The organism is Streptosporangium sp. NPDC048047 (assembly GCF_040653115.1).
Taxonomy (GTDB): domain Bacteria; phylum Actinomycetota; class Actinomycetes; order Streptosporangiales; family Streptosporangiaceae; genus Streptosporangium.
In genome coordinates this window covers 21,866-42,337 of the sequence record NZ_JBEZNH010000009.1, presented here as the reverse complement: position 1 = coordinate 42,337, position 20,472 = coordinate 21,866, and the positions used below count along the sequence as shown (strand labels likewise).

Below are 20,472 nucleotides of genomic sequence, written 5' to 3'. Positions count from 1 at the left end.
GCGGTCCGGCGCCCCGCCGGGCGGCGGGCGCCGGACCGCGCCGGGGATCAGCCGGTCACCGGCGCCGACTCCCTCCTCTCCCGCAGGGCGAGGAGGGCCACCGCGGCGAGCAGCAGGGCCGCGCCCGCCACGCCCTGCGCGGTGAACCGTTCGCCGAACACGAGGATCCCGAGGGCCGCCGCCCCGACCGGCTCCACGAGCGAGATCACCGAGGCCGTCGTGGCCCGCACGGATCCCAGTCCGGTGAAGAACAGGACGTAGGCCAGGGCCGTCGGGACGACGCCCAGGTAGGCGACGGCCGCCCAGAAGACGAGCGGGTCACCGGCCGGGAGCAGCCCGCCGTACAGCGCCAGGGGCAGCAGGCACAGGCCGCCGACGGCGAAGCCGCCGAAGGTCGCGGCGTACGGCTCGGCGGAGAAGGCCCGGTTGAGCAGGGTCACCGCCGCGTAGGCGGCCGCGGACAGCAGCGCCCAGCCGGTGCCCGCCACCGAGAAGGCCGCCGGGCCGCCGTCGAGGACCAGCATGACCAGGCCCGCCAGGGCGACCACGGCGGAGCCCAGCCCGGCCACGCCCAGCCGTTCGCCCAGCAGCAGCCGCGCGGCGGCGGCCACGAACACCGGGGTCGCGCCTATCGTCACCACGGTGGCGACGGCCAGGCCGGTGGAGGCGACGGCCGCGAAGTAGGCCGTCTGACAGACGGCCATCGCCACGCCGGTGGCCGCGATCCGGCCGTACCGCCGGGCCCCGCGATCCCGGCTGCGGCTGCGGCTGCGGCTCCGGCTTCGGATTCGGTCCCGGATCTGGTCCCGGCCCTGATCCCGGTTTCGGTCCCGGCCGAGGAGACGGAGGATCGGAAGGAGCGTCGCCGCCCCGGCGGCGAACCGCCAGAAAGAGATCGATACGGGGTCGAGCCCGCCCGAGAGGCGGAGCAGCGCACCGGCCGCACCGCCGGTGCCCCAGGCGGTCGCCGCGATGGAGACGTACAGCAGGCCCCGCCGTACGGAGACGTGCGTCATGGAGTTCTCTCCAATGAGAAAGGTGGTCGTCAGGCCGCACGTGTGCGGGCGGCAGCCACCCACCGGATCACTCGGATCCAGTCGTCAGGAGAGGGAACCGCCCGCGTCAGCGGGCGGTCGGCGGAGAAACGATCAGCATGCGCACGGAAGGATCCTAACGCCGTCCCTGGCCGGGAACCCGGGCATTTATGGCTCCGGCGCCGTGGAACCGGTCACCGCGCGGTCCGTACGACGGTCACCGCGCGGGTGCCGTGTCACGGTCACCGAGTGGGTGTCGTGTGACGGTGACCGCGCGGCCGTCGTGTCACGGTCACCGCGCGGTCTCCGGAGGGAAGAAGGTGATCAGGCCGAGACCGATCTCCCAGGTGCCGCCGTCGAACGCGGCACCGCGCAGGCCCCGCAGCGTTCCGGGACCGGCGAGCGCCGCGCTTCGCGTGACGGAGGCGAAGCCGAAGGTCCGTTCCGGCCGCCAGTCGGTGCTGTGCCGCAGGCGGCGGCTCATCTGGGCCCAGCCGAGGGGGATGCCGGCCACCACCCAGGCGTCCGGGGCGCCCTCGGTGAAACGCCGGGCCGGGCGCAGCCAGGAGGCGGCCTCCTCCGGCCAGTCGACCACCGCGAGGACCTCCCCGTCCCAGGCGTCGGCGAACGCCGCCGCGGCGGCCGTCGAGACGGCGTCACGGCTGTGGCCGACCGTGACGGTCCCGATCCCGGGGCGCCGGGCACGCAGCAGGCCGAGCAGCGCGGCCAGTTCGGCGGCCGTGTGCGGAGGCGTGATCGTCTCGGTGGCCCGCATCCCGTGAAGCAGCGGCGAGGCCGTTCCCAGGGCGTGCCGCCCCCCGGTTCCCGCGTGGGCCGGTCGGCCGGTCCGTCGCGGGCGGCGGGGGAGGAGGTCAGGCCGCGCCATGGAAGACCAGGCCGAGGGTGTGCCGCGGGCCGTCGAAACGGCGGTACCGGCCGCAGGCGTCCGTCGCCCCGGCCGGGCCGGCCCGGCCGGGGCCCGCCACGCGGTCGTACGGGGTGGTCGTCATCGGTGTCGGCATGGTCACTCCTCGGTGTCGGGTCGGTGAGCACCGGAGCACCCGGTTCGGGACCGGGGCGCACGGGCGGCGGAACACGTCCTTTTCCCTGTATAACGCCGGTCCGGCCTCCGCTTCCGGCGGGTTCCGGACGTCGCGTCGCGGCCACGGCGGTCAGGAAGGCCCGGCCCTTTCCCGTACCTGACAGCACATGGCAGGTACGGGCGGCACGATGAGACACATGACCATGACCGCGAAATTCCTCGCCGTGAACATCGACTGCGCCGATCCCCGTGGGCTCGCCGGGTTCTACTCGAAGGTCTTCGGCTACGAGGTGCAGTACGCCGACGACACCTACGCCGGGATCGGCGACGGCACGATGACCATCTACTTCCAGCAGAACCTCGACCGCAGGCCGGCCGCGTGGCCGGGGCCCGGCAAGCAGTTCCACCTGGACGTCCGGGTTCCGGATGTGGCGCAGGCGGTCGAGGACTACCTGAAGCTCGGCGCCTCCAAGCCGGACTTCCAGCCCGGTGAGGGTCAGTGGGTCGTCCTTGCGGACCCCGAGGGGCACCTCTTCTGCGTCTGCCCGCAGCGGGACTGACCCTCACGCCGCCCGGCGGGGCCGGCACGACCCCGGCCGGCCCGGCATGACCCTGAAAGGCCGGACACGATCCCGGAGGGCGGGCAGGGCCGCGCCGCCGGGCGGAGGGACGTCCCGCGGTGCGGGGGCCCGGGGGACGAGGAGGTTTCCACCGCCAAGAGGTATCTGTCGGGACATGACCTGGCGCTTACTTCCCCGCCGGGCCCCCTAAGCTGAAGTAATGACCCGATTGCCATCGCCTTCCCCCGTCCCGCTCGGCCTCGGGGAGTGGCGATGATCTGGGTCGGCGTGTCGATCGCCCTGGTCGGCGCGCTGGGTTACGCGCTCGGCGCCGCCCTCCAGCAGTTCGAGGCGGTCTCCGAGGGCGCCTCGCTCAAACTGATGCGGCGCCCCCGCTGGTGGATCGGCGGCGTCATCGGGTTCACTGGGGCCAGCCTCCACGCCGTCGCGCTGAGCCTCGCCCCCCTGGTCATCGTGCAGCCGATCAGTGTGGCGACCCTGGTGTTCGCCGTGCCGCTGGCGGCGATGCTGCACGGCAGGCGGCCGCACCGGGCGGAGATCCTGGGGTCGATCGCGGTGGCCGTCGGCCTGCTGGGGCTGATGCTGCTGGTCCCGGTCCACTCCAGCGTCCCGCACATGACGAACACCGAGGCACTGGGCTTCCTGGGCTGCGTCGGGGTGGTCGTGCTGATCTCCCACCTCGCCGCCCGCAGGGCGCGCGGCCCGGCGAAGGCGCTGCTGATGTCCGTCGGCGCGGGCGCGGTGACGGCCAGCGTGTCCACCTTCGTCCGGGTGGTGGGCGGCGACCTCCAGGGCGACCTGAGCAGGCTGCTGACCTGGTTCACGCTCGCCATCCCGGTGCTGCTGGTCTGCGCGGTGGTGCTGCTGCAGAAGTCCTACGCGATGGGCTATTTCGGGATCGCCTACGCGGCGGTCCAGGTGGTCGACCCCATCACCTCGGTCCTCGCCGGGGCGCTGCTGCTCGACGAGGCGCTGCCGAGCGGGGCCGCCGACGCGATCCCCGCCCTGCTGGCTTCGGCGCTGCTGATCTGGGGGACCGTGACCCTGGGACGGCTCTCCCCGGACCACGGCCGCACCCCTGTCCCCGAGGTCGCGCCGGTCACCTCTCCGTCGCCCTCAAGGGCGGCTTAGCGCCGGGACCCGGCAGCGCCCCCCGGGTGCCCCTCGGGCGTTCCCCGGGGCGCCGGATCACCGGATCCCGGCCAGATCGATCAGGTAGAGGTCGTCCCCGAGCGTGTAGCTGAGGAGCCTGCCGGTGGAGTCCTCGGACGGCATGAGGATGAAGGAACCCATTCCTTGGGAGCCTGCGTCCTTTTTAATGCCTAGATATCCGGATTTGCCGGTTTTCAAGTCGTACAGCCCCACGCCCTCAAGCTTCTTTTCACCGTAGGCCGAGACGTAGAAGCGATCCTGAGTCGGCGGCACCGCACCGGACACCCCGGAGGGCACCGTCTTCTGCGAGGAACCGTCCCGGTGCCGGAAGAAGGTCTGGAAGTTCGAGGTGCTTCCCAGGCAGATCGTCACGCCGCAGGAACGGATCGTCTCGCCGGGGTGGGTGACGACGCTTCTGGTCTCACCGGTCCGCACGTTCAGGATCCGGGCGAACACGGTGCCGTGGGGCTCGCCTCCCCGCCCCGGCGTGCCGATCCACGGCCAGGCCAGCAGGTGCATCCCGGTGCCTCCCTCGACCGGTTCCACCGCGCCGCCCTCAAGGGGAACGGTGAAGACCCCGCCGACGTAGAGCGAGAAGACGATCTTTCCGTCGGCCACGGTGACGGCGTCGATCCCGCTGCCGTCACCCTCCTCGATGCTCTGGTCGGCGACGCGCTTCGCCGTCCCGCCGCTCACCGGAACGGCCCACAGGTGCGCGATGCGATCCTTCGTCGCGGTCCACCACACCACGTGTCCGTCGCCCACGGCGAAACCATTGGCGCCACCCGCCGCGTCCGCGGACGACGGCAGATCGGCGATCTTACGCCGTGATCCGTCGTCGAGACCGTAGGCGTAGACGGCGGTCGGCTGGTCGAGCCCCGCCGGAGCCGTCACGAGCAGCGTGCGGTCGTCGACGAACGTCTCCGGTCGCCACGACGCCCCGTCGGGTCCCTTCGCCGGGACCTTCCGCACCGCCTCCGGCCAGACCTTCTCCACGTGCTCGGCCGGGGTCGCGGAGCGTGTCTCCGAAGCGGTCATCGCCGTCATGATGTCGCCCCCGGGCTCGGTGACGACGAAGGCCCCGCCCGCGACCAGCGCGGCAGGCCGGCCAGCGCCTGCCACATCCTTCGCTCGTCTCCGCTGGGCAGCGGATCGTGGTGCTCGCGGTCCGGCGGATCCCAGGCGAGTTGCTCGCGTCTGCGCAACCGCCAGGCGGCGATGTGCAGCCTGGCCATCGTGGTGCGCGCGTAACTCTCCGGGTTCTCCTTCAGACGCAGCCGATGCCAGGCGCCGCGCAGCTTCAGCAGCGCCTCCTGGACAAGGTCGGCCGCGTCATGCGGGTTACCGGTCAGCATGTAGCCGTAGCGCAGTAACGCGTCACCACGTTCGGTGACGAACTCCGCGAAACGGGGGTCAGGTTCCAACAGTCCTTGTCCTTGCCTTTCGTCGTTCCCTCATTTCCGAGAGAGACCAGGCGCGGAAACTGTTGCATGGCGGGGCGCCGTACGGGCGGAACCGGAAGGCCGGCCGATCTCAGGACCCGTTTCGCGCTCCGGCGGGCTCGGGCGGGGTCCAGCCGAGCACCTCGTCCATCGCGGCGGTCATCCGCTCACCGCCGAGACGCCAGGCGAGCGCCATCATCGTGTCGCGCAGCCGTACGGCCAGCGGGTTGCGGATCCGCGTCGTCCGGCAGATCGACGCCGACCTGGCGGTGACCCGGGTGGTCCGCTCCAGCCGGGCGGCGGTGTACGGGGCCAGGTCCACGCCCGCCGCGCCCGCCGTCCCCGCTCCGTCCGCCGTGCCTGCCGCGCCCGCCGTGCGGGCCGGGCCGTCGCCGTCGCCCGCGACGTGGGCGAGGACCACCGCGTCCTCGATCGCCTGGCATGCGCCCTGGCCCATGTTGGGCGTCATGGCGTGGGCCGCGTCGCCCAGCAGCGCCACCCTGCCGAGGTGCATCGCGGGCAGCGGGGTGGCCAGGTGGTGGACGTCGTTGCGCAGGACGAGCTCCGGCGGGGCCGCCTCCAGCAGCGCCGGGATCGGGTCGTGCCACCCGCCGAACAGGCGGAGCAGCTCGGCCCGGCGGCTCTCGCCGTCCCCGGGGTCCCCGCCCGCCGGGACGGTGTCGGTGGCGTAGCAGTAGGCCGTGCCGCCGGCCAGCGGCATGACGCCGAAGACCTTGCCCTCGCCCCAGCTCTCGAACGTCCGGCCGGGCCTGCCCCCGCCGGGGACGAGCAGCCGCCAGCTCGTCACCCCGGAGTAGACCGGGCCGGGGTGGCCGGGGAACAGCGCGGCCCGGATCGGGGAGCGGATGCCGTCGGCCGCCACGACGAGGTCGGCCGTCACCTCGGTCACCTCGCCGTCGCCGGTCCGGACGGTCACCCGGCCGGTGTACGGGTCCACCGCCGTGACCGTGGAGTTCAGCCTGATCACGCCGGGCTCCAGCCGGGCCGCGATCGCGTCGGCCAGCTCCGCGCGGCGCAGCAGCACGATGGAGTCGCCGTGCCGGGCGGAGGTGGCCTCCTCGGTGGTCCGCATCAGCCACCGGCCGTCCGCGCGCCGGACGCCGGCCTCGCCCTGGACCGCCGACAGCCGCCGGACGTCGTCTCCGGCCCCGATCGTGTCGAGGGCCCGGAGCGCGTTGGCGGCGATGGCCAGCCCCGAGCCGACCGGTTCCAGGGACGGCGTCCGCTCGAACACCGTGACCTCCCAGCCGCGTCGCCGCAGCGCCACCGCCGCCGTCAGCCCGCCGATCCCCGCTCCGACCACCACCGCGTGCGCCACGGTTCCTCCTTCGTCACTACGGATGTAGTGACGGTACTACGTCTGTAGTTTTACTACAAATGTAGTTCCAGGGGAGAGGGGTCACGGCGGGCGGGCCGGGCCGCTCGATGGCAGTTTTCTTCAGGAAGAAGAAGATTCTGAAGAAATGTGTCACAAGATCTGGACGGCCCCCTTCGCGCGGGTGACAATCCGCTTGGCAATTGAAGATCATGGAGACGCCGGGCGGCCATCGGCCGCGCGACGTCCCAGCTCGACGACGGCGAGGGCCGATGCGCTTAGCTCGTGGACTGGTCGTGGTGATGTTGGCGGGCGTGGCCGCGACGCCTCTCAACCTTTCGGAGGCCGTCGCCGGCGCGTGGAGACAGCCCACGGACGCCGTCGCGGGGCAGCGGGACGAGGGTCCTGCGGAGAAACCGGCAGGGGCGCTCGCCGGCCGTACGGGACAGCCGGGCGAGGAACCGGCCGGGCCGCTCGCCCGCCGGACGGGACAGCCGGGGGAGGAACCGGCGGCGGCGCTCGCCCGCCGGACGGGGAAGCCGGTCGAGGTCACCGCGATGCGCACGGAGACGCGGCAGGTCTTCGCCAGGCCCAACGGCGCCTTCACCCTGGAGCAGTACGCGCGCCCGGTGCGGGTGCGGCAGGACGGCCGGTGGGTGGACGTGGACCCGACGCTCCGGGCCCGTCCCGACGGCACGATCGCCCCCGTCGCCACGGCGGTCGGCCTGACGTTCTCGGGCGGGGGCGACGCGCCGCTCGCCCGGATGGCGCGCGGTGACAGGACACTGAAGCTGGGCTGGCCCGGCACGCTGCCGAAGCCCGTGCTGAAGGACGACACCGCGACCTATCCCGAGGTGCTCCCCGGGGTGGACCTCCAGGTCAGGGCGGACGTCGACGGCTTCTCCCACCTTCTCGTGGTCAAGTCGCGGGCCGCCGCCCGGAACAAGGCCCTCGCCGAGCTGAACTTCCCGATCTCGGCCGACGGGCTGTCGCTGAGATCCATCGGGGGCGGCAACCTGGAGGCGGTCGACGGGAACGGCGGATCGGTCTTCACGGCCTCGCCGCCGCTGATGTGGGACTCCTCGGGACCCGCGGCCACGGGCGAGCCGGAGGCGGAGGCCGCGCGTGCGGCGGGGGAGGGAGCAGCGGAGACCGCGGCGGCGGCGAGGGAGGGCGTCCCCCCGGGTGCCCGGCAGGAGGTGATGGGCCTCGAACTCACCGGCGGGAAGCTGGTGCTCAGACCGCACCGCGGCATGATCGAGGACCCGGGGACCAGGTTCCCCGTCTACCTCGACCCGTTCTTCTCCGCGGCCCGCGGGGCCTGGACGGCCGTCTGGAGCAACCACCCCTCGTCCAACTTCCTGAACGCGAGCGACGTCGCCAGGGCGGGACACGTCTCCGGGCAGACCAACAGGTCGTTCTTCCAGATGAACACCGGTACGGCCATCCACGGCAAGCAGATCATCAAGGCGACGCTGCGCACGTACGAGACCTGGTCCTACTCGTGCGGGGCGCGGAAGGTCGAGGCCTGGGCCACGAACACGATCAGCAAGAGCACCACCTGGAGCAAGCAGCCCGCCTGGGTGAAGCTCCTCGACACCGTGAACGTCGCGAAGGGCTGGGGACCGTCCTGCCTGCCCGGCGGCGTCGAGTTCGACGTCACCGGCCAGGCCGCCGACGCCGCGGCGAAGAGCTGGCCCAACATCACCATCGGGATCAGGGCCACGAGCGAGACGGACGTCTACGCCTGGAAGAAGTTCAAGAACAACCCCAGCCTGGTGATCGAGTACAACTCGCCGCCCGCCGCGCCCGTGGCCGCCGACACCTGGTCGGACCCGGGAGGCGACTGCGTCACCGGCGACGGGCGGCCGATGATCGGCACCACCACGCCGAAGCTGTGGGCCAAGCTGCGGGACGCCGACAACGCGGTCAGGGGACGGTTCGAGTGGTGGACCGACTCCGGCACGAAGGTCGGGGAGCGGCTCACCGACTCGCAGGGAACGGGCAGCGCCTTCTCCGCGACCGTCCCGCAGGGCGCCTTCGGTGACGGCGCCGTGATCCGCTGGCGGGTCCGCGCGGAGGACGGCAGGATCGACAGCGCGTGGAGCCCCTGGTGCGAGATGGCCGTCGACGCCTCCGCGCCCGGCCGGGAGCCGGGGGTGACCTCGCAGGACTACCCCGAGACCGGCTGGAGCGACGGCGTCGGCCGGACCGGCTCCTTCACGTTCACCCCGGCGGACGTCACCGACGTCGTCGCCTACGTCTACGGGCTGGACACCGCTCCCAAGACGGAGGTCGCGGCCGGCCAGACGGGCGGGCCGGCGACGATCCGGCTCACCCCCCGCCACGACGGCCCCAACGTGCTCGCGGTGCGCAGCAAGGACCGCGCGGGACACCAGAGCCCGATCCGCACCTACGTGTTCAACGTCGACCCGGGCGCCGGCCCCGACGGGCACTGGACCCTGGACGACGGGCAGGGCGGGGTGGCCGCCGACCGCGCCGGAGCCCACCCGGCCACCCTGTACGGCTCGGCCGCCTGGACCTCCGGCAGGACGGGCACGGGGCTGCGGTTCGACGGTGCCGGCGGCCACGCGCGGACCACCGGCCCCGTCGTGCCCACCCTGGGCAACTTCACGGTCGCCGCGTGGGTGCGGCTGACCGGCACCGGCGCCGCCGCGACCGCGGTCGGCCAGGACGGCACGCGGAACGGAGGCTTCTCCCTGGGCTACTCGAAGGCCGACGACCGGTGGGCGCTGAGCCGTACCGTCGCCGACACCGACGGGGCGGCGGTCGTGCGGGCGCTGTCGGCGTCCGCGCCGAGACCCGGCGAGTGGACCCACCTGACCGGCGTCTACGACACGGCGGTGGGGGAGCTGTCCCTCTACGTCAACGGCCGCCTGGAGTCGACGGTCCCGTTCACCCGGCCGTGGGACGCGACCGGACCCCTGACGATCGGCAGGGCGAAGGCCGGCGGGGCGGAGACGGAGTTCTGGCCGGGCGACGTCGACGAGGTCCGCGTCCACGGGCGCGCCATGTTCGGCGACGAGATCGCCGACCTGGTGAACAGCGCCGCGACGCTGGTCGGGCACTGGAAGCTGGACGAGGGGACCGGCGGCGTCGCCGCCGACTCCTCCGGCCGGGCGTCGGCGGCGACGCTGGGCGGCGGCGCGTCATGGTCCGAGGGCTGGCTGGACGGCGCGCTCGCCCTCGACGGTACGGCCGGCCACGCGCAGACCGCCCGTCCGGCCGTCAACACCGCGTCGGGGTTCACCGTCGCCGCCTGGACCCAGCTCGACTACCTGCCCACCCGCGACGCGGCCGTCGTCTCCCAGGCCGGGAACAGGGCCAGCGGGTTCCAGCTCGGCTATGACAAGGAGAAGGGACGCTGGACCCTCGGCATGGCCGCCGCCGACACCGACACCGCCGCGGTGGTGCGGACGCGCTCCGACGACGTGCCCGCCCCGTTCGAGTGGACCCACGTGGCGGGGGTCTACGACCCCCTCCAGGGCGAGCTGCGCGTCTACGTGAACGGCCGGCTGTCCGTGAGCACGGTCACCGCCCACGTGAGCGCGTGGAACGCCACCGGCCCGCTGCAACTGGGCCGCGCCAAGTCCGCGGGCGTCTTCACCGGCCACTGGCCGGGGATCGTGGACGACGTCCGTGCCTATGACGGCGTGCTGAGCGCCGAACAGATCGCCCAGCTGGCCGCCCAGTAACCCACCGGAGCGACCCACCGAACGGATCTCCCGGCCGCCCGGCGCTCCACCGGGCGGCCCCGGCCCCGGGCTTCCGACCCGCCGACCCACCGGCTGACCCACCGACCCACCGGCTGACCCACCGACCCACCGGTTGACCCACCGGCTCTTCGACCGTTTCCCCGGCTTCCGACCGTTTCCTCGGCTTCCGACCGTCCACCGGCCGGTTCTCTCCCATGCCTCCGGACCGGCCGTCCACCTCCCCGACCCGCCTCGACCCGGCCTGGCCCGGTCCGCCTCGACCCGCCTCGTCCAACCCGTCACCCCTGTTCGACCCCCCCCACAGATTGGGTGAAGTCAGTGAACCTGGCACATGATCCGGATCCTCCGGAGTCCTACTGGAACCGTCTGACGCATCCCGTACGCCGGTCGCCGTGGCCCCGGCGGCTGGCGGCCACGCTGGCCGTCGTCGTGGTGGCGCCGCTGGTGCACGCGATGCCCGCGAGCGCCGCGCCCCGCTCCGCCCCCGCCGTCCAGCGGGAGACCCCGGTCCTCGGGAAACGGGTCCCCGTACTGCCCAGGACGGCCGATCCGGCGGAGAGACAGGCGTGGAAGACGCCACCGGGCGTCGTCTGGCCGAAACCGCAGGCGGTAGAGCTGGACGCGACCGGCGGCACCGGCGCGCGCACCCTGTCCGCCGACTTCCCGGTACGGATCGTCCCACCGAAGAAGCCCGCAAAGGCCGCGGAGCCCGCCAAGGCGGCGGAATCCGCCAAGGCGGCGGAGACCAAGACGACGGAGACCGCCAAGGCCGAGGACGGCAAGGCGGGTGAGGAGGTCGCGGCGGCGACCCCCGACAAGGTCCGCGTCGAACTGCTCGACACCGCGTCGTCCGGGCTGCTCGGCCTCGCCCTGCGGGTGACGGCGGGGCAGAGCCAGGGCCAGAGTCTGGCGGCCGCGAAGGGGAGGACCCGGCTGGAGATCGACTACTCCGGCTTCCGGTACGCCTTCGGCGGCGACTACGGCGCCAGGCTGCGACTGGTGAAACTGGGCGAGTGCGCCCTGACCGCCGCGGCCCCGGCGGCCGCGCCCGCAGCCGTGACCGCCTGCCCGCAGCCCGAACCGATGCCGTCCGACAACGACGCGAAGAACGGCACGCTGTCCGCCGACGTCGACATGCCGGCGCTGTACGCGCTGCAGGCCGCGCCGTCCGGACCGTCGGGCGACCACACGGCCACCTCGCTCGCCCCCTCTGCCGAGTGGAGCGTCGGCACCCAGTCGGGTGACTTCAGCTGGGGCTACGATCTGCGGGCACCCCCCGCGCTGGGCGGCGACGAGCCGGAGATGTCCCTCGCCTACTCCTCGCAGAGCGTGGACGGCCGTACCGTCTCGACGAACAACCAGCCGTCGTGGGCAGGAGAGGGCTTCGAGCTCAACCCCAGCGGCTACATCGAACGCCGCTACAAGTCGTGCATGATCGACGGCAAGAAGACCGGGGACCTGTGCTGGGACCAGGAGAACGCCGTCATGTCGCTCGGCGACTCCTCCGTCGAGCTGGTCAAGGACGCCACGACCAAGCAGTGGCGGCCCAGGCGCGACGACGGCACCCGCGTCGAGCACCTCACCGGCGCCGTCAACGGCGACGACAACGGCGAGTACTGGCGCGTCACCACCGACGACGGCACCCAGTACACCTTCGGCCTGAACCGCCTGCCCGGCTGGGCGTCGGGCAAGCCGGAGACCGGGTCGGCGTGGACGGTTCCGGTGTTCGGCAACAACAGCGGCGAGCCCTGCCACACGAGCGACGCGGCGTCCTCCTGGTGCCGGCAGGCGTACCGCTGGAACCTCGACCTCGCCGTCGACACGCACGGCAACGCCACCACCTACTGGTACGGGGCCGAGAAGAACTTCTACGGGCGGAACATGAAGCCCGAGCAGGGCACCGAGTACGTGCGCGGCGGATACCTCAAGCGGATCGACTACGGCTACCTGCGGAACGAGCTGTTCACCAGGTCGCCCGCGTCCCGCGTCGTCTTCGACGTCGCCGAGCGGTGCGTGCCGGGCGGAACGGTCACCTGCGCCGCCGACCAGCTCAAGAAGGAGACGGCGAGCCACTGGCCCGACATCCCCTTCGACCAGATCTGCGGCTCGGGGGAGAAGTGCACCGACCGGCTGTCGCCGACGTTCTTCACCCGGCTGCGCCTGGCGAAGGTCACCACTCAGGTGCTCAACACCGACACGGCGAAGTGCTCGGGCCGGCCGTACTGCGACGTCGACTCCTGGACGCTGACGCACTCCTTCCCCGCGACGGGTGACGGCCTCAGCCCGTCGCTGTGGCTGGCCTCCATCCAGCAGAGCGGCCACGTGGGCGGCACCATCACCCTGCCGAAGATCACCTTCGGCGGTACCCAGCTGCCCAACAGGGTCGACGCGAACGAGGGACGCGCCCCGCTCGTCAAGTGGCGCGTCCAGACGGTGAACAACGAGAGCGGTGGGGAGCTCCGGGTCGGCTACGCCCCGGCCGACTGCAAGCCCGGGGACGTGCCGACCGCCGACCGCAACGCCAGGCTCTGCTTCCCCCAGCGGTGGGCTCCGCCGAACGAGGGCGAGGTCACCGACTGGTTCCACAAGTACGTCGTGGCGCAGACGCTGGAGATCGACCGGGTCGCCCAGTCGCCTCCGGTCGTCACCGACTACGAGTACCTCGACGGCGCCGCCTGGCACTACGCCGACAACATCCTCGTCAAGCCCGAGCACCGCACCTGGTCGGACTGGCGCGGGTTCGGCAGGGTCCGGGTCCGCGGCGGCGACGGGCAGGACACCGAGCGCACGCTCACCGAGTTCCGGTACTTCCGCGGCATGGACGGCGACCGCCAGTCCGACGGCTCCAAGCGCCGGGCCCAGGTCGCCGACTCCGAGGGCGGCAAGCTGGACGACCTCGACCAGTACGCCGGGTTCGAACGTGAGGAGACCCTCTACGACGGCGACGGCGGGAAGATCACGACCTCCACGCTGGAGGAGCCGTGGTCGCTGAAGACCGCCGAGTCCTCCCAGGGCGGCGTCACCAAGCTCGCCCACATCGTCGAGCCGAAATCCATGGCCACCCGCACCCTGCTGGAGAACGGCACGTGGCGGCGGACCGGGGAGGAGCGCTCCTACGACACCCAGGGCATGCTCACCCAGGTCGACGAGAAGGGCGACCTGGCCACCGGTGACGACGACCAGTGCACCCGCTACACCTACGCCCGCAACACCACGGCGTGGCTGCTGGACTACACCAGCAGGATCCACAAGGTCGCCGCGGGCTGCGGCGCCGGCGTCGCGAAACTCGCCGCCGACGAGGTGATCTCCGACGAGCGGATGCAGTTCGACGGCGGGCCGTACGGCCAGGCGCCCGTCAAGGGCGACATCACCGCCGTCCAGACCGTGGCCGGCGACGGCTCGGCCGTCACCGACTCCGTCAAGACCTACGACGCCTACGGACGCATGACCAGCGAGACCGACGCGGCCGGCACGAAGCTGACCACCACCTACGCGCCGGCCTCGGGAGCCCCGGCGACCGAGGTCATCGAGACCAACCCGCTAGGCCACGTGGAACGCACCCTCATGGAACCGGCCTGGGGCGAGGCCGTCACCGAGATCGACGCCAACAACCGGCGCGTCGACATGGAGCACGACGCGCTCGGCCGCCTCGTCAAGGTGTGGCAGGGCGACCGCAGCAAGGCGGCAGGCCAGTCGCCCAGCACCGAGTACTCCTACCTGATGCGCAACGACGGCCCCAGCGTCGTCACCACGAAGACCCTGCGGGCGGACGGCGGCTACACCGTCAGCCACGAGCTGCTCGACGGGTTGCTGCGCCCCCGGCAGACCCAGGAGCCGGCGCCCCGGGACGACCAGGCGAAGGATCCCGCGCTGCGTGACGGGCGCACGGTCACCGACACCTTCCACAACTCGCTCGGCGAGGTGTCCAAGTCCAACGGCGGTTACTTCAGCCCCGGAGAGCCGTCCACCGAGCTGCTGGGGGTGGCCGACACGGCCGTTCCCAGCCAGATCACCACCTCCTACGACGGCGCCGGAGAGGTGGCCGCCCAGGCGTTCCGGGTCAAGGGCGTGGAGAAGTGGCGGGCCACCGCCACCCACCACGGCGACCGGATGCACATCACCGCCCCCGCCGGAGGCCACGCCGTCACCCGTATCGGCGACACCGAGGGCCGGCTCGTCGAACTGCGGCAGTACAAGGGAGCCACGCCCACCGGCGACTACGAGTCGACCAAGTACACCTACGACGCCTCCGACCGGCTGCTCACCGTGACCGACCACGCGGGCAACGTGTGGAAGCACGTCTACGACCTGCGCGGCAGGGAGACCAGGACCGAGGACCCCGACAAGGGCGTCACGACGTTCACCTACAACGACGCCGACGAGGTCGTCACCTCCACCGACGCCCGGGGGAAGACCCTGGCGTACGTCTACGACGAGCTGGGGCGCAAGCGCGAGCTGCACGAGGGCTCCACGACCGGCCCGCTGCTCGCGGAGTGGAAGTACGACGCGCTGGCCAAGGGACACCTGAACGCCAGTGTCCGCTACCTCGGCGGCCAGGCGTACAAGGCGGAGATCAACGCGATCGACTCCGACTACCGCACCCTGCGGCAGACCGTCACCGTGCCCGCCAGGGAAGGGAAACTGGCCGGTTCGTACGTGCTGAACAGCCGCTACACCCTCGACGACCAGGTGCAGTCCGTCAGCTTCCCCGCCGCGGGCGGGCTGGCGGAGGAGTCGGTCGTCTACACCTACGACGGGCTCAGCCAGCCGGTCACCGTGACCGGTCTGTCGTCGTACGTCACGGCCACCCGCTACTCCAAGCTGGGCGAGACCCTGCAGTACGAGCTGAACAGCGGCGGGAAGAAGAGCTGGCTCACCTACACCCACGACGAGGGCACCCGGCGGCTGGCCCGGACCCGGCTGGACCGCGAGTCGGCCTCGGCTCCCGACCTGGACCTCAACTACACCTACGACCCGGCCGGGAACATCACCAAGATCGCTGACATGGACGGCGGCCGGTCGAAGGACACCCAGTGCTTCACCTACGACCACCTGCGCCGCCTGACCTCGGCGTGGACGGCCACCGACGACTGCGCGAGCGGCAGCCCGCGGGCGGACGTGATCGGCGGTGCGGCGCCGTACGCGACCAGCTACGCCTACGACTCCACCGGCAACAGGACGAAGGAGACGCAGCACGCGTTCGGCGGGCGCACGGAGTCCGCCCGCTCCTACACCTACCCCGCCGCGGGCGCGGCGCGTCCGCACGCCGCGCTGACGGCGGGAACGGACGTCTTCGCCTACGACGAGACCGGCAACACCACCCGGCGCAAGGTCGGGGCGGCCGACCAGACCCTGGTCTGGGACGCCGAGGGCAACCTCGAATCGGTGACCGAGGCGGGCAGGACCACCTCGTACGTCTACGACGCCGACGGTGAGCGGCTGCTCCGCAGGACGCCCACCGACGCGACGCTCTACATCGACGACATGGAGCTGCGGCTCGACATCGCCAAGGACGTCGTCGAGTGCACCCGCTACTACACCATCGGCGACGAGACGATCGCCGTACGGACCCCGGACAACAGGGTGTACTTCCTGGCGTCCGACCACCAGGGCACCGCGCAGGCGGCGGTCAACGGCGGCACGGGGGACGTGGCCGTCCGCCGGACGACCCCGTTCGGCGAGGACCGCGGCCCGCAACCGGCGTGGTGGCCAGGCCAGCGGGGATTCGTGGGAGGCGTGCGCGACACGTCGACCGGGCTCGTCGAGCTCGGCGCCCGCGAGTACGACCCGAGGAACGGCCGGTTCCTGTCCGTCGACCCCGTCATCGACGAGGAGGATCCGCAGCAGCTCAACGCCTACGCCTACGCCAACAACAGCCCCGTCACGATGAGCGACCCCGACGGGCAGCTCGTCTGGATCGTCGTCGGCATCGCGGCCAGGATCGCGGCGCGGGCCCTGGCCAGGAGGCTCGCCCAGGCGGCCGCCAGGCGGGCGGCTCAGGCGGCGGCCCGGCGGGCGGCCATCGCGCTGGCCAAGCGGCGGGCCGCCGCCCTGGCCAGGAAGAAGGCGTTGGAGGCGGCGAGGAAGAAGGCCGCGCAGCTGGCCAGGAAGAAGGCCGCGCAGGCGGCGAAGAAACGAGCGGCCGAGAAGGCCAGGAAGGCGGCCGCCGCGGCGGCCAAGAGGAGAGCGGCGGCGGCCGCGCGCCGGGCGGCGGCCAGGCGGGCCAAGGAGGCCGCGGCCAGGGCGCGGAGCAGGCGGGTGAGCAGGGCCCCCGCCAAGGCCGCGCGGCACCGGCCCGCCCACCGGCCGACCAGTCGCCGGGCGGTCCAACGGCAGTCCCCGCCCAAGGCGCGCCGCGCGCCCGTCAGGGACAGCCATACCTACGACATCTCCGGGAGCAGGCAACCGACCAAATCCGTCAGCGTCTACCGCAACGGGAAGCTGTATCCGGAAGGACAGCCGCCGGCGGGCCTGGGACGGCCCTCGGGGTCGGGGCAGAACCTCCGGCAGGACTACAAACCGGCGGAGCTGGAGCCGCCGTTGACGGGGAAGGGCATCACCGCCGAGACGGTGTTCAGGACGACCCGGTTCATCGACCAGGGTGAGCTGGACAGTCTCCTCGTCCACCTCATCCGCGTGTTCGGCGGTGGCTGATCCCGGCCGACCCGAGGAACGGTGGGAGACCGGCTGGGACAGCCGGTCACGGCCGGCCTGAGGAACGGGGAGTGACCGTCTGAGACGGCGGCGGGCCCCGGCGCACCACGGTGTGCCGAGGCCCGCCGTCCTCCGGCTCCGGCCCTGAGCCCGGCCCTGAGCCCGGCCCTGAGCCCGGCCTCGGCTCCGGCTCCGGCTGCGACCCCGGCCCCGGCTCCGGCCCCAGCCTTGGCCTGGCCCCGGCGGCGTGAACGAGGTGCGCCCGGCGCCGATACGCTCATGACCTGGTCGCGGGACTCACGGTAGGTGAGCGCGGATTCACTACAGGTGTAGTCTCGACGCATGAAGTCGGAACGCGCCCTGGTCGTCGCGGAGGCCGCCATCACCCTGCTGGCCGAGCGGGGCATGCGCGGCCTGACCCACCGGGCGGTGGACGAGGAGGCGGGGCTGCCGCCCGGCTCGACCTCCAACCTCGCCCGGACCCGCTCTGCTCTGCTGGAGCTGGCCCTGGAACGGCTGGCCGAGATCGAGGGCGCGGTCTTCGAGCCGCTCCTCGGCACCACCGAACGCGCCGCGACCGGGGTCGAACCCGTCGCCCCGGGTCCGGGGCCCGGGACCGCGGGACATGCGCCGCCCGGCGGGCACGCCGCCCCGGGCCCGGAGCACGCGCCGCCCGGCGGGCACATCGCCCCGGGCCCGGTGCCCGACCGGGGGCCGGATTCAGAGCCGGAGTCGGGGCACGAAGAGAGCCTCGGGCCGGTCACCCCCGGTGCGCTCGCCGAGATGACCGCGCAGGCCCTGTGGGCGCAGCTCACCGTCGACCGCCGCCGTACGGTCGCCCGCTACGAGTTGGCGCTGGAGGCCACCCGCCGCCCCGAGTTGCGCAGGATCTACGACGCGGCGGGGGCTCGCTTCCGCACGCTGGCCGTCGCGGTCCTCACCGCGGCCGGATCCCCCGACCCGGTACGGCACGGCCGCCAGATGGTCGCCTACGGCGAAGGAGTGATCTTCGACGCCATCGCCGGCGCGGGAGCCGAACCCACCCTCGACGACCTGCGTCTGGGCGTCGGGGAGGTGCTGGCGGGCATGCTGGGCTCCGCCCCGGCCGATGCCGAATTCACCCGCCCCTGACCCGGCGCGCCCCTGGTCTCGGCGTGCCGGCAGGTGGGCGCGATGGGCGGACTCGTCCTCGAACTCAGTGGTAGGCCACGTTCACGGCCAGGGCGGCCGCCGCCAGCGTGAAGAACGCGGACCACGCGCCGAAGTGGTGGTCACGGGCCCGCAGGTGAACGCAGAACGCGCCGAGGAAGTACGACACGAGGCCGGCGGCGGCGAGCAGGCCCAGCACCGGAACGGCGAACCCGGCCAGCAGTCCCAGCGAGCCCGCCGCCAGCATCACGCCCAGCGGCAGCATCCAGGAACGGGGCACACGAAGCTGGTCCGCCTGCTTCCTGGGGTATTCATGGCCGATGAGGTTGGCGACGGCGGCCAGGCCGACGACGGCCGAGGCGAGGAGGGTGATCACGAGGTAGGCGACGAACACGATGGTTCCTTGTCCGTGAGAGTGATGGGCCGGTCGATGGCGCTCTGTGACTCAGGCGACCGAGAACGTCCTCAGGTAGTCGACCACCGCGTCGCCTGACCGGGTCCGGACGGCCACATAGCCGTCCGGCCGGACGAGGACGAACGTGCCCTCGCCGGCGCCATAGCGCTTGCTCGGGGGCCCTGGCTCCAGATGGTGGACACGGATGTCGTCACCGCAGAGCGCGTCCAGGCGCTCGGCCAGACCCGGCACCACCGCGCCGAACCGGAGCAGCGTGAAGTGAGGACCGCGGAAGAGGTCGAACAGCCGCGACTGCTCGCCGGTCACCGGGTGCCGGCACGGCGAATCGGGCGCCCGGTCGCCGGGGCGGACCTTGCCCTTGTCGCCGACCGACAACTCGGAGTCTCGGTAGTTCACGTTGAGCTGGGAGGTCCTGCTGATGATCGCCTTGGTCACCGCGGTGCTGCGCATCAGCGGCAGGATGATCCGGTCGCGTAAGAAGGTCATCAGAGGCCTGGTGGAGAACAGCGCGGTCATGCCGGCGCCGCTGGTCTTGAGCACGGATTCGGCCACCGGGCGGCGCTCTCGCTCATACGTGTCGAGCAGGCTGTCGGAGGCCTGACCGCGTACCGCGAGGGCCAGCTTCCAGCCCAGGTTGTAGGCGTCCTGGATGCCGGTGTTCATGCCGAGACCGCCCGCGATCGGGTGGACGTGGGCGGCGTCTCCGGCGAGGAAGACGCGGCCGGACCGGTAGCGGTCGGCGAGCCGTACCTTGTAGCTGAAGCGTGACAGCCAGGTCGCATTGTGCAGGCGCACATCCGTCCGGCCGGTGCGCTGCGCGAACAGACGCTGGAAAAGCTCGAGTGAGGGCTCCTGGCCGGCACCCTCCTCACCGGGGCGTACGGTGAGGCCGAACTGCCACGACCGCGTACCGGGCAGCAGCGCGAGGCCGACGGAGGACTCATCCGCTGAGTACCAGACATAGGAGCCGTCGCGGGGCAGGCCGTCCACCTCCACGTCACCGAGCAGGTAGTGCTCGGTCTCCGACACCAGCCCGGGGAAGGCGATCCCGGCGGCTTCGCGCACGGCGCTACCACCGCCGTCGCAGCCCACGAGGTAGGAGGCGTGGATCACCTCGCCCGTGGCGAGGTGCGCGACGACCTGGCTGCCGGACTGTTTGAGGCCGGTCAGTCGCAGGCCGCACTCCACGTGCCCGCCCAGCTCGGCCAGGCGGGCGCGGAGTATCTGCTCGGTGCGCCACTGCGGCAGCAGGACGAGCGTCGGGTACGGCACATCCGGTCGCGGGCGGACATCGGCCAGGAGGTGCAGCTCCGCGACGAACCGGCGGTCCATGTGAATCCGCGCCGGCATCTCGGACGTCCCCGCGTCCAGGAAGTCCTGGACCACACCGAGATCGTCGAACACCTCCAGACTGCGTGGCTGTATGCCCTTGCCCCGGGACTGACGGTGGAATCGGGGAGATTTATCGATCACTCGGAAGGTGACGCCGCGCCGGGCCAGTTCGCAGGCCAGCGTCAGCCCGGTCGGTCCGCCTCCGACGATGAGCACCTCTACGTCGGTCATGTCATCCCTCGATTCAGGACGGAATTCAGAGAGGTTTCGGCCGAAGTCCTCGGTCAGTGGATCGATCGCTGCGAATCAGTTTCCATACTATACCGTATGGTACGTTCTTAAGGGCGGCCCGACCTTGCCGGAACCGGTATGGGCGATCTTGTCCTCGGTGTGCACGTATTGCCCAAGGCCATCTGAAAAGGGTCTCTCATGCAAAGAAAACCACGGGCCGCAGGAGTCGTCGCAGGCTTCGCTCGTTCCGGAACCGATGCATCCTGCCTCACGTCTCATCGGATCCTGGCCCTGACCGCCGTACTCACGCTCGCCACGGCCGGGTGCGGGGTGCCGCCGATGAAGGAGCCCGCGCCCGCCGCCACCG

At 72.2% G+C, this 20,472-nt stretch carries 13 protein-coding genes; 5 read left to right on the top strand and 8 right to left on the bottom strand.

Going from position 1 to position 20,472, the window contains the following annotated elements:
* Positions 1-47: 47 nt before the first annotated feature.
* From AB0D67_RS10595 to AB0D67_RS10585, 3 genes are all read right to left on the bottom strand, one after another.
* The gene (locus tag AB0D67_RS10595) at positions 48-1,016 is read right to left on the bottom strand and encodes an EamA family transporter (RefSeq protein WP_362932195.1); all 969 of its coding nucleotides are present in this window, start codon (positions 1,014-1,016) and stop codon (positions 48-50) included.
* 310 nt (positions 1,017-1,326) lie between these two features.
* Positions 1,327-1,809 (bottom strand): hypothetical protein, encoded by a 483-nt coding sequence (locus AB0D67_RS10590; RefSeq protein WP_362932193.1) that lies wholly within the window; start codon positions 1,807-1,809, stop codon positions 1,327-1,329.
* Positions 1,810-1,906: 97 nt separating this feature from the next.
* Positions 1,907-2,056, bottom strand: a complete 150-nt coding sequence (locus AB0D67_RS10585) for a hypothetical protein (RefSeq protein WP_362932191.1) — start codon at positions 2,054-2,056, stop codon at positions 1,907-1,909.
* A 217-nt stretch (positions 2,057-2,273) separates the two neighbouring features.
* Here AB0D67_RS10585 and AB0D67_RS10580 point away from each other — a divergent pair, with 217 nt between their 5' ends.
* Together AB0D67_RS10580 and AB0D67_RS10575 are read left to right on the top strand one after the other, a co-directional pair.
* Positions 2,274-2,636, top strand: a complete 363-nt coding sequence (locus AB0D67_RS10580; protein ID WP_362932189.1) for a VOC family protein — start codon at positions 2,274-2,276, stop codon at positions 2,634-2,636.
* A 273-nt stretch (positions 2,637-2,909) separates the two neighbouring features.
* Entirely contained in the window at positions 2,910-3,788 is an 879-nt protein-coding gene (locus AB0D67_RS10575) for a DMT family transporter (protein WP_362932187.1), read from the top strand.
* Between the two features lie 57 nt (positions 3,789-3,845).
* Here the strand turns inward: AB0D67_RS10575 and AB0D67_RS10570 are convergent, their stop codons facing one another.
* The 3 genes from AB0D67_RS10570 to AB0D67_RS10560 form a co-directional block, all read right to left on the bottom strand.
* Positions 3,846-4,847 (bottom strand): hypothetical protein, encoded by a 1,002-nt coding sequence (locus tag AB0D67_RS10570; protein WP_362932185.1) that lies wholly within the window; start codon positions 4,845-4,847, stop codon positions 3,846-3,848.
* 5 nt (positions 4,848-4,852) lie between these two features.
* Positions 4,853-5,233 carry a sigma factor gene (locus tag AB0D67_RS10565; RefSeq protein ID WP_362932183.1) on the bottom strand — a complete coding sequence of 127 codons (381 nt, stop codon included), beginning with the start codon at positions 5,231-5,233 and terminating at the stop codon, positions 4,853-4,855.
* Positions 5,234-5,342: 109 nt separating this feature from the next.
* Complete coding sequence (locus AB0D67_RS10560; protein ID WP_362932181.1) at positions 5,343-6,590, bottom strand: FAD-dependent oxidoreductase; 1,248 nt, start codon at positions 6,588-6,590, stop codon at positions 5,343-5,345.
* A gap of 311 nt (positions 6,591-6,901) precedes the next feature.
* Between AB0D67_RS10560 and AB0D67_RS10555 the strand changes: the two genes are divergently transcribed.
* The 3 genes from AB0D67_RS10555 to AB0D67_RS10545 all read left to right on the top strand — a co-directional run bounded on the left by AB0D67_RS10555 (position 6,902) and on the right by AB0D67_RS10545 (position 18,109).
* Complete coding sequence (locus tag AB0D67_RS10555) at positions 6,902-10,303, top strand: LamG-like jellyroll fold domain-containing protein (RefSeq protein ID WP_362932179.1); 3,402 nt, start codon at positions 6,902-6,904, stop codon at positions 10,301-10,303.
* 339 nt (positions 10,304-10,642) lie between these two features.
* Positions 10,643-16,978 carry an RHS repeat-associated core domain-containing protein gene (locus AB0D67_RS10550; protein ID WP_362932177.1) on the top strand — a complete coding sequence of 2,112 codons (6,336 nt, stop codon included), beginning with the start codon at positions 10,643-10,645 and terminating at the stop codon, positions 16,976-16,978.
* 342 nt (positions 16,979-17,320) lie between these two features.
* The gene (locus tag AB0D67_RS10545) at positions 17,321-18,109 is read left to right on the top strand and encodes a TetR/AcrR family transcriptional regulator (RefSeq protein ID WP_362932175.1); all 789 of its coding nucleotides are present in this window, start codon (positions 17,321-17,323) and stop codon (positions 18,107-18,109) included.
* A 64-nt stretch (positions 18,110-18,173) separates the two neighbouring features.
* Here the strand turns inward: AB0D67_RS10545 and AB0D67_RS10540 are convergent, their stop codons facing one another.
* On the bottom strand, positions 18,174-18,521 hold the full coding sequence (locus tag AB0D67_RS10540) for a DoxX family protein (protein ID WP_362932173.1): 348 nt from the start codon (positions 18,519-18,521) through the stop codon (positions 18,174-18,176).
* Positions 18,522-18,572: 51 nt separating this feature from the next.
* Positions 18,573-20,105 (bottom strand): FAD-dependent monooxygenase, encoded by a 1,533-nt coding sequence (locus tag AB0D67_RS10535; protein WP_362932171.1) that lies wholly within the window; start codon positions 20,103-20,105, stop codon positions 18,573-18,575.
* Positions 20,106-20,472 lie beyond the last annotated feature (367 nt).